This window comes from Anaerolineales bacterium, from assembly GCA_022866145.1.
GTDB lineage: Bacteria > Chloroflexota > Anaerolineae > Anaerolineales > E44-bin32 > PFL42.
This window is the reverse complement of sequence record JALHUE010000145.1, coordinates 1-9,937: the sequence shown is the minus strand read 5'-3', so window position 1 is coordinate 9,937 and position 9,937 is coordinate 1. Positions and strand designations below refer to the sequence as shown.

6 protein-coding genes are annotated in these 9,937 nt (G+C 63.1%); all 6 read right to left on the bottom strand.

Annotation, left to right across the window (positions count from 1 at the left end):
- Nucleotides 1-234: 234 nt before the first annotated feature.
- The gene (locus MUO23_04570) at nt 235-1,119 is read right to left on the bottom strand and encodes a hypothetical protein (protein MCJ7512224.1); all 885 of its coding nucleotides are present in this window, start codon (nt 1,117-1,119) and stop codon (nt 235-237) included.
- A 9-nt stretch (nt 1,120-1,128) separates the two neighbouring features.
- Nucleotides 1,129-4,191 (bottom strand): hypothetical protein, encoded by a 3,063-nt coding sequence (locus MUO23_04565; protein ID MCJ7512223.1) that lies wholly within the window; start codon nt 4,189-4,191, stop codon nt 1,129-1,131.
- 633 nt (nt 4,192-4,824) lie between these two features.
- Nucleotides 4,825-6,066, bottom strand: coding sequence for a YeeE/YedE family protein (locus MUO23_04560; GenBank protein MCJ7512222.1), 1,242 nt, complete (start codon nt 6,064-6,066; stop codon nt 4,825-4,827).
- A 12-nt stretch (nt 6,067-6,078) separates the two neighbouring features.
- Nucleotides 6,079-6,645, bottom strand: a complete 567-nt coding sequence (locus MUO23_04555) for a YeeE/YedE family protein (protein MCJ7512221.1) — start codon at nt 6,643-6,645, stop codon at nt 6,079-6,081.
- Nucleotides 6,642-9,311 carry a cytochrome b/b6 domain-containing protein gene (locus tag MUO23_04550; GenBank protein MCJ7512220.1) on the bottom strand — a complete coding sequence of 890 codons (2,670 nt, stop codon included), beginning with the start codon at nt 9,309-9,311 and terminating at the stop codon, nt 6,642-6,644. The genes MUO23_04555 and MUO23_04550 overlap by 4 nt, the downstream gene beginning before the upstream one ends.
- Nucleotides 9,308-9,937, bottom strand: a 630-nt coding sequence (locus MUO23_04545; protein MCJ7512219.1) for a hypothetical protein, incomplete at its 5' end; no start/stop codon positions are given. The genes MUO23_04550 and MUO23_04545, both read right to left, overlap by 4 nt.

Here is a 9,937-nt window from a genome sequence, read left to right as displayed (position 1 = left end):
GGTCGGGGTAGCTGTCAGGGTGGGGGTTGTCGTGGTGATCGGAGAGGCGTCGGCATGGATTCCCCGACCGTGATCGAGGGAAGCCGACAGCGGTCAGGTCCAAGAGCGCATAGGCGCGACAAGCATCGAGGTTCTCGTGCTGGCAGTTGCCAACAAGAGCCCTCATGCCACATCTCCTGTGCAGGGGATCCGCCTAGCGAACCCTCGTTATGCAGTTACGTCTTGTCGAGGATCCTAGTGACATCCCCCAATCCCAACCTGGCTGTAGACATCAGAGCGGGTATAGGTCCCGTCAGCGCCCTGGATGACGAATTGAGTCGAGAGCCAGCCCTCCCAGGTGGTGGACCAGTGGCTGGACAGCCACGTCATGAAACCGCCATCTCTCACCGGGTTGAAGCTCACGCGGTACGTGTCGGCTCCCACCGGGTTCATAACGAGACTGGCCCATTCCGAGCGTTCCGCGAAGTCCTTGTCCGTGATCCGGTAGAACAGCACCACCGCGCGCGGTGCCTGACCAGGGGCGACCTTGATCTCCGCCGCAAGTTCAGACGATGGGCAGTCGTAGGGCAGATTGAGTTGCGTCGGGCTAAAGATTGGCGGACCCGCGAAACCCGTTTGAGGGATGGGAGTGGGCGTCAACGTGACAGTGGCAGTTGGGGTGGGCGTAACTGTAGCCGTGAGCGTAAGCACCGGGCTTGGAGTGAAGGTCGGTGTGCCGTCCTCGATGATCACCACAGCTTCGGCTGGCTCGCTCCAGATGCCCGACGCGTTCCGAGCTCGGCATTCCAGCACCGCACGTCCCGGCGCGACCGGAAGCCAGTTGAAGCTGGCTGTCAGCAATAGCGGAGTCCCGTCGGCGGCGGGGTATTCGCCCTCTGCCGAGCCATTCACGCGGAACTCCACAGCAGAAACCCCGCCTGGATCGGCACCGTGGCACACGACGGGATAGGGAATCCTCACTGGCAGTCGAGATCCGTCCAGTGGAGCATCGACCCACGCCAGCAATTCCCCCTGTGGCGCAGCCTGGGGACTGGCGTCGGACGCACTCGTGAAGTTGCATCCCGACAGCAGGATTCCCAGGACAACCACAGCCTCAGCGGTTCGCAGGGTGGTGCGCATGTCGCTCCCTCAGTATCCGCCCAGCAGGCCGGACGGATTCAGGACGGGTAGGATGAACGGATCGGGCCCATCCGAGGCCTCGGCCATGTACGCGTTGGGCAGCACGCGCGCCGTGAGCTCGGCCTCGGCATCAAGGTAGAGAAGGTCGAAGTCGCCCAACGGGTTGTAGGCTTTGTACGCTTCCGGCGTGGAGGGGGACCAATACTGCCGGGGTAGCTGCCTGACCGTGAAGTCCGCCGATTCGCCCGGCGCCAGCAAAGGCAGGTCTCGCGTACCACCAAACAGAATGCCCTGGCAGGGTTCGTCCGGGAGGATGACCGTCTGCTGGTTGCATTGCGCGGGGCCTCCGTTGAAGGTAACTTGATCGACGCAGAAGGAGTGCTCCCGTTTCCTGCAGGTCTCGTTCACCGCGTAGACTTCGGCAGACAACGTGAAGGGCAGCTTCTCGAGCAGCGCCTCGGGCAGGCTCGAGGCGCCAGGAATGCGGGTGACCCTCACGACGGCCTCAGCCATCTGCCAATAGAGGGTCTTCGCCGGTCGAACGGTGAGCGCCGTCGGATCCGACGGTAGCAGCAGCGCGTAGTAACCTTGAGCGTGGGCGATGGCGTCGTTCTGGGATGCGGCAACCGACTGGCGGAAGAGCTCGTCCCTGAACGTCCGAATGGAGTCCGCCAGGAACTTCTTGCAGTCCAGCTGCGGTACCTCTTTGGGACAGTTATCTCCATCCAGTCCGGCGTACTTCAACGCCTGCTCGGCGAGCGCATCGATCCCATCTTCGGTCAACTCGTTCAGGTCCGGGATATCGGCCGGGGCGCCAAACTGGTACTTGAGCACCCACTCCTGGCCCTTCATCAGTCCGGCGTAGACCTCATCCCTGCAACCGCACAAGTCCCAGATGCCGATCACATTGTCGAGCGCGTCATACTGCAAGAGCATGTAGTCTATGGACAACTGCTTGGCGGCCTGATAGATGGCGTTGATCGCATCCAGGCCTTCGTTTACCCAGTCCCACAGCTCCTCATACCAGGCTTTCTCTTCTTTCTGCCAGGGTTGAGGGCAGTAAGGCTGGTGGCTGTCGCGAAGCACCTCGAAGTCGTGGAGCTTGTCCTTGAAGTTTCCCCAGTACCAATCGTAGGAGGCGGGATTGACTGCCAGGATATCCACGCAGCCCCAGTGGGCCGTGGGCGGAATCGGTGCCGCCGAGCTCAGGATGTCAATCGCATAGATCGAGGCAGCGTAGCCGAGCACGGGGATCTGATCGGTCTCGCTGGGCCGGTACTCGATCGTGACCGTGTTGGAGGGGGACGGGACCAGCTTGCCGCCGGACAGGGGGACGACGCGCGCATAGTAGGTCAGCGGGATGCTCGCGAGATTGTCGTTCAAACTGGCGTCCTGATTCAGGAGGAAGGCCAAGCCGGAGTTCTCCGGATTGTCCTTTTCGTACTGGCTTACCATCCACGGGTTGATGAGGACGGGGGACTCGCTGTCCTGAACGACGAGCTGGGAGGGATCCACGGCCGAGGACCCTTCGAGGGTGAAGTACTCCCCAAAGGTCTTGAAATTCAGATTGAAGGCCCCGCTCACGTAGTCCTCAGAGCCTACCGTTCCTGAGAGGACTTTCGAGTACGCCAGCCCCGGTGGATTCTCCTCGACGCCCGCTGGAAAGGGCTGGACCGAAAGCTGGAAGAGCACCGCCGTGTAGCTCGAGGCCAGCGGTGATACGACTTGCCACTTGAACTTTCGCAGTTGGTCCTTCTGGTCAGAACCCACAACTGCACTTTGGGAGTAGGGCCTGTCCCCACCGCCGCAGATGGTTCCACTCGGACAAATCAGGAGCTCCGTGTCGGTCTGAACGCGTGCCTGGGCACTCCCCAGCAGGGATAGTTGGCCGGCATCCCAGCGCCAGGCCTCCAGAGCAACGCCCGTCTGGGTTCCCCCGGCCTCCGGCGGACTCGGTAGACTCCTTAGATCGAAGGTTCCGTCTTCCAGGGTCAGGAATTCGACGCTCGATGCCGGGTAGCGTTCGTACCCGGCCCCTTCGGTTGCCCAGTAGAAGTATGTGCCATTCGGGCTGGGCGGCAGCGACAGGAGGTTGCCCGATACGATCAGAGTCGAGGGATTGGCACAGCCTGGTGCCGTCAGGGCGATCTCGGCCGGGTTTCCCAGACTCTCGCCCTGGTCCGTGTAGGCGGAGGCAACGTACTGGACCGTGCCTGAGGCGGTTGTATCCTGATAGTCCAGAGGCCCCCCCTGACCGGCCTCGAAGCTGGAGATCGCAGCGAACTGGTTATCCTGGGCATCCAGGCGGTAGAGGACGAAACCGTCGGCATCGGTCGCCAGGTCCTGCAGTGTAACCGTGACCGCACATTGCTCAGCCCGAAGCTCGATGGAAGGCGGCTTGGGCAAGCTTGAACTGAATGGGGGTTGCACCTCCGGGGGTGGGGGCTCTGCTTGCGGTGGGGGGGACGGCGGGTCGAATGGGATGATCACCGCTGCCCCGACCGGATGTGGATCGGCACCTCCCCCCGACCAGCCGGAATTCCTGGATTGCATCTTGTCCGGATCCGCCTGGAAGGCCGCGGCAATTGAATCCAGCGTATCCCCCGCTTCTGTCACATAGATGGTTTCCATGCCGACCGCGGGGGAGCTCTTGATATGAACTGCGTTGGAAAGGGCCACGCGCCCGACTTGATCCACTGCACCGGCGTAAAGCGTATGCCACCCTTCCCCCTTCAGGAGCGTGGACGGAAAGCCGAACTCGGCCGAGATCGCCGGTGCGTCTGGCACGACGGCGCCGATCTCCAACCCATCCAACCAGAAGCGGATCCCCTGAAGCGGCAGTTCGCTGGCCAGATCAACGAGCACCGGCACCGAGCCGTTCAATGGGAAGGTGCCGCCCTCAGCGGGGCTGGAAATCGTGACCCGGATCGGATTGAGGGGCGGAAGGGCGATTTGAGATGGAGCCGGCGCAGGCTGACCCTTCCTCAGCAACGAGAACCCAAGGACCAGGGTGAGAGCCGCCGCCGTAAGCACCACGACACCGGCCAGCAGAATGCGGGAGTTCCTCTTCATTTCCCCTCCGCGTCCCTGCAACCTTCTTGTGGACAAGGAATCGTCATCATCGTATGGTGGTCGAGGAGCCGGCAAGCCTCAATGGGGAGATCGCCGTGAGTGCCTTGGGAGACGCAGCATCACTTGTGCGGGCAGGGATGGGGCCCATCGTCCGGCGGGGCAAGGCCCTTCTTGCAGGGCGCAGGCGAATCAAGCCCACCGATCCATTCAGAGAACGGAACGAAGATCCTTGACCGGGCGGCCACAGACGCTGCGATCCATTCCCCACCCCCCATTCCAGCATCCTCTGGGAGTGGGTTCAAGTATATCGGGCCTGGGCCGCCGCGCCACTCTCTGCCTGCCTCGATATCGCCCCAGCAACGGAACGGGCGGCAACCGGCCGACAATCGAACATCGGGCGGCTGCCTCCCTGCCGCGCACGGATCCGGGGACCCACTCTCCCGGCCTCAACCGGGGGGCCCAGGCCAGAATGCTCCTTCGCTTTCCGGCTGGGCCGATGCCGAAGTCAGCCGCCGGTTGGGGAGCTGATCTTCCGATCGCGAGGGCCGAAGCGGCGACCGGCGCGGCATGGGCGTAGACGCAACGAGCGCGCCCGTAGGCGCGCTCGCTGAGGTTGTATGGATGCAGCCGGCCTCAGCCGCAGCCGCCGCCGCTCGGGCTGCGCTTCCGCTCGAGCTTGATCTTGGGCGTGTACTCGAGGACCCACTCGTGCGGGCTCGGCTGGGCTGCCTCATAGCGGGCACCGAGCGCGGCCGGGAAGGTGTAGGCACACTGATCGCTCCCAAGCTGGACCGGCCGAGGGGAGATGTCGGTCTCGCTGGCTCCGAACGTTCGGATCCAATTGTTGACCCCTCCTTCCAGGAGGTAGACGTTGCCGACGCTCTCCGCTTGCAGCGCTTTCCATGCCTCGGCGGCACCGGCTTCATCGTTGCTCATCACCACCGTGACCGTTGCGCCTGCGGGCTCAACAAGGAGTTCGGGTGCGAGTGATGGGAGCTCCTCGAGGGCAACGTGACGGGCTCCGGAAAGATGGAATAGGTTGTAGTCGGCCTCCGGGCGGACGTCCAGCAGAACGACATTCAGTTTGTCATCTCCCAGGCTTGCCAGCAGTTCACCGGGCGAGATCTGGACTTCACGGGCCGCCAGCGCAGCTTCCTTGGCCCCACCGATGCGGGCCCACTTGTCCTTGGCGTCGGGCTGACCGATCAGCAGCACGGCCACGGCCACGAGCACCAGCGCCCCGGCCCCGGCGTAGCGCAGCCGCGGCTCTCGCTTCAGCTCGCGCCTGCCGAAGACCCGTTCAAGCTGCTCCGCGCCCCAGAACATGAAGATCGCCATCAGCACGACCAACAGCACCACCACCCCGGCCGGCAGGCCAAAGACGTCCGTAAGCATCAGCCGGCCGGCGTAGCCCGAGTGCCAGAACCCGTCGAAGTACTTCTCCGTTTCGCCGAAGGCGAACACGCCGAAGAAGGCACCCAGCAGGAAGAGGGCACCGTCGATCTTGAAAGTGGCCGTCGACACCACGGATGTGCCCGGGCAGAAACCGCCGATGATGAATCCCGCCCCCATGATCACGCCGCCGAGCAGCCCAGGGCCCCAGAACGTCTCGGGGACATAGACCAGGTTGAAGTCCAGGAGACCGATCGCCGACGATAGGAACAGCAGCACCATGGCGGTAACGATGGCACCGAACATTACCTTGAGGACGGTCATGTCACGGAAGTAGAACTGCGCCGCCAGTTTCGTGGACTTCCCGAAGCCAGAGCTCTCGAGCACAAAGCCGAAGGCAACACCGATCAGCCCAAAGACCAGATAGGTCCAAGGATTCTCACTCAACGGAGCCAGGAAGGGCGGAAGCGGAAAGATCGACATGGCCAGCCTCCTCTACAACCAGGCCTTGCGCAGGAAGAACGCCAAGGCGTAGGCGCTGGCGAAGATGCACATCATCAAGGCCCAGGAGCCGGCCGAGAGCGTGGCCCCGCCCGACAGTGCCTGCCCTGAGGTGCATCCGCGGGCCATGCGCGCTCCGTAGGCCATGATCGCCCCGCCGGAGAATGCCAGGATCAGCCGCGTGCGATTGGAGATGCGCGGTCCCTTGTTGATCTCGGGCTTGAGGCGTCCGTTGAGGAACCCCGAGATGAATCCGCCGATCAGCGCGCCGGTGAGCAGCGGTACGCTCCAATCATCCAGCGGATTCTTCTCCCCGCCGGCCAGCTTGAGCAGGTAGGGCGTGCGGTCGATGTGCCCAGGGGAAACCAGGTCCTGTACGGCGGCAACATACCGGTTCATCCCTCCGGAAGCCCCCAGACCGTTGCGTGTGATCAGGAAAGCCAGGAACATGACGATTCCCAGCAGCACCCCTCCCAGGTAGGGATGGATGTACGGCTTCTCCGGGCGGGAAGTCAGAGCCCGAAGGATGGATCGGGAGTGCGCGGCATCAGCGGTTGTCATCGTGCCTCCTTCGCGGGGACTGAACCGGTCCCGGCTGAGGTCTGTGTGTGCGGCTTCTCGACATCTTCCCAGCCAAGCGTCATGCCCTCGAGGGAAGTGAGCGGACGTGGGCCGGTTGTCGTCAGATAGACGTGGCCCACGATGAAGGCAGCGAAGGTCCAGGCCACCAGGCTATGGAGCGGAGCCAGGAAGGGCAGCCCGCCAGCCCACGCAGCGGCCCGCGGGAACTGCTGCACACCCATCATCATCGCGCCGGTCAGGATCTGCAGTGGCAAGAGCACGTTGAGGATGGCGAAGTAGGTCACCTGCTGTAATGGGTTGAGCTTACGATCCGGCCGTTTGGCGAAGGGATGCTCGCTGCCCTTGAACACGTCGCCGAGGTAGTACTTGGCCTGCACGATCGCGTCGTCAAAGAAACCGTAAGGTCGCGGGAGATACTGGCGGATCTCGCCGGACGCCAGGTGGTAGAACAATGACAGGCCGGCATTGATGACCAGCAGGATCGCTACGACATTGTGCACGGTGACCACGCCCTGGTAGGAGAAGAAGCCGAACATATCCGGCCGGTGGATGATCAAGCCGGTGAACAGGAGCACCAGGATGGCACACGTTTGCAGCCAGTGCCAGAAGCGCTCATACACGCCGTACATGTAGACGCGTTCGAGCTCAGGCTTGGAACGCGGCGATCTCACAGCGGAGTAGAAGCGGAATCCCGCGTGCACGGCAACTGCGGCCAGCACGCCCATGAAGAACAATGCCCCGAGCCAGTCGACCCAGCTGACTCGGCTGTGGCCAAAGATGTAGAGATTCTGGTCACCCGCGGCTGGCACGTAGGCCAGTACACCGGCCGAGGATGAGAGCGAGCCGCTGGTGCGGGTGTTGACATCGGAAACGAACGTCGGCGTAACGCCGCCCGGCGTCCGGTCCGACACGACCATCGCCTGGGTGATGCGGGAATCATCCGAATGACAGGTGGAACACTCCCGGATGGCTCCTTCCCCGGCGACGATGTTGTGGTTGATGCTGTAGGGCTGGATCTCGCCTTCAATGCGCGGATTCGCCAGCCCGAGCGCCGACAGCCGCTCAGCGACGACAGCCTGTTTCTCCGGCGTATCCAGCAGCAGTTCCGCCTCCGAAAGCTCACCATCCGCATTGGAGTCCAAGGCGGCCACGATCTCCTCGGCATAGGCCCCGCCGCTGAGGTAAGTCGCCTGCAGGTCCTGCAGACGCACCGGCCGCGGCCCGCCGGCGTCGTCATACACCCAGTACCAGGAAGTGATCAGGTTGTAGGGCGCCAGGAGGGATTGCCCATCGATGTTCTGGCGCGAGAGCAGGACGGGGGTGAAGCCAGTCACCAGGTCGGAGATCGAATCTGTCTGTCCGTCGACGCCGCGGCAAGCCGTCGCTGGCTCGCCTGCCTGCGTGATCACCGTCCAGTCGACCGACTTCAGCGTCGGAGCGTAGAGAGCCGGGGCGTGGCAAGACTCGCAAGCCAGCTCCTCCAAGTGCCGAGCAGCGAATGGCAACCAGGCATGCGTGGTCTCAGTCTCGTGGCAACCTTCGCAGCGGCGCATGGAGCCTTTGAGTTCCGGCGCCAGGTTGGTCTGGGCGCTCTGCCCGCGGGCGAGGTTGTGGTCCGGCCGCTGGAGATATTCTCCGATCTCCAGACGGCGGGGATCGAATTCCAGATGCGCCGGGGATTCGTCAGACTGGTAGTAGGCGGGATTGTTGAGCGCGTAGTGACAGTCGGTGCACTCCAAACCCCGCTCAGCGTGAACATCCCAGCTGCGCGCCAGGGCCTCTTTGTCAACCAGGTTCATCCCCGAGGCGGAGATCTTGTCACCCGAGATCACCTGCCCAGATGTGGCGGTCTGCCAGTTTTCGAGGGAGCATCCTGCCAACGACAGCGGCTCCTCGGACGTGTGCACCAGGCCATGGCATTGGGCACAGTTCTCATTGGTCGGGTCCTGGATAGTGGGTGTCGCCAACTCACCCTCGGCGGTGAAGGCGTCGGCGTTCCAAGCAAGAGAATCCCCGCCCGCCTTGACAATCCCGGTTCCCAGCAGAGTGGCGGTGGATGCCCAGCGGAAGTCCCCGCGCCGGATAGCCTGGATGCGGGCTTCGTTGTTGGGATCGGGCAGATGGCAGAGGAAGCAGTCGATCTCCAGATCGCCGGACTTCGCCCAATCCCAATCCTCCGGGTGCAGGACACCCTCCGGGCGCACTACGCCCGGTCCCCCGCCCACGAAACGCTCGGCGTTGGCCATGATCCAGCCCGCTGTCCCAAGGTCCGGCCGCTCTTCCTCAACGGTGGACAGGCGCCGGTAGGTCAGTGGGCTCCACTCGCCGAACGGCCCGTTGCTCAGATCCCAGGGCCGAGCGCCCTCGGCTGGGTTGCCGAGGTCACTTAGCCCAAGGTCGGCGTGGAAAGCATGCGAGGCGATGTACTCCGTGTCGTGGCACTGGCCACAAGTCTGTTGCGCCGAAACAGGAGCACCGGAATCAAGAACGTTGACGCCATCCTTATCCAGCAAGGCAAAGGTCGGATGAATCGGCGAGGGCTGGGCCGCCGGTGAACTGGCGCGGCGCGCCAAGCCCACACCAGTCACGAGCGCGCTGACCAGCACGACCAGAAGGAGCAGTAGGAACAGGCGCTTGCGGATCATTGAGCGTCCCTCCCGCCCCACTCCATCGGATCACCTGGATAGCCCAGTGCCTGCCAGTCCAGTCGGCCGTTCTCGGAGTGACAATCCGTGCACTCCAGGGAGTTCTCCTTGGGCTGGACCATGTGCGTTGTCGGCCAGTACATCTCGGTCTCGGTGAACCCGTAGCTCCCGGAGTACTTGAGACCCATCCTCTGCTCGGCCAGACGGAAGGCATTGTCCCAGTCGAAGTTGGTCCAGTAGCCGTTCTCTCCAGCCGTGATGGGCTGCAGCAGGTAGTCATAGACTGTGTCATAGGGCTGGTTGGCGACGTGGACTTTGAACGGGAAAATGTGCGACTGCGGATCCTCGATGCTGCCGGCCGGGCGGTCGATGGTGGTCATCGTGGATGGATCGACCTTGTCCCCCAGCAAGTAGCGGTAGTCCAGGTTACCGTTGAACCACTGGTAGGTGGGCTTGAAATCCTTCTGATAGACGAACGATCCCTTGATCTTCAGGTAGGTGTAGTGATCCTCTGGCAGGTCTTGCCCGGCGGTTGACCAATCCCAGTAGGTCTTGGTCGGATCCTTGACCGCCATCGCCGGAATGTGGCAGGTCTGGCAGGCCACGCTGTCGAGATGGGCTGTGAT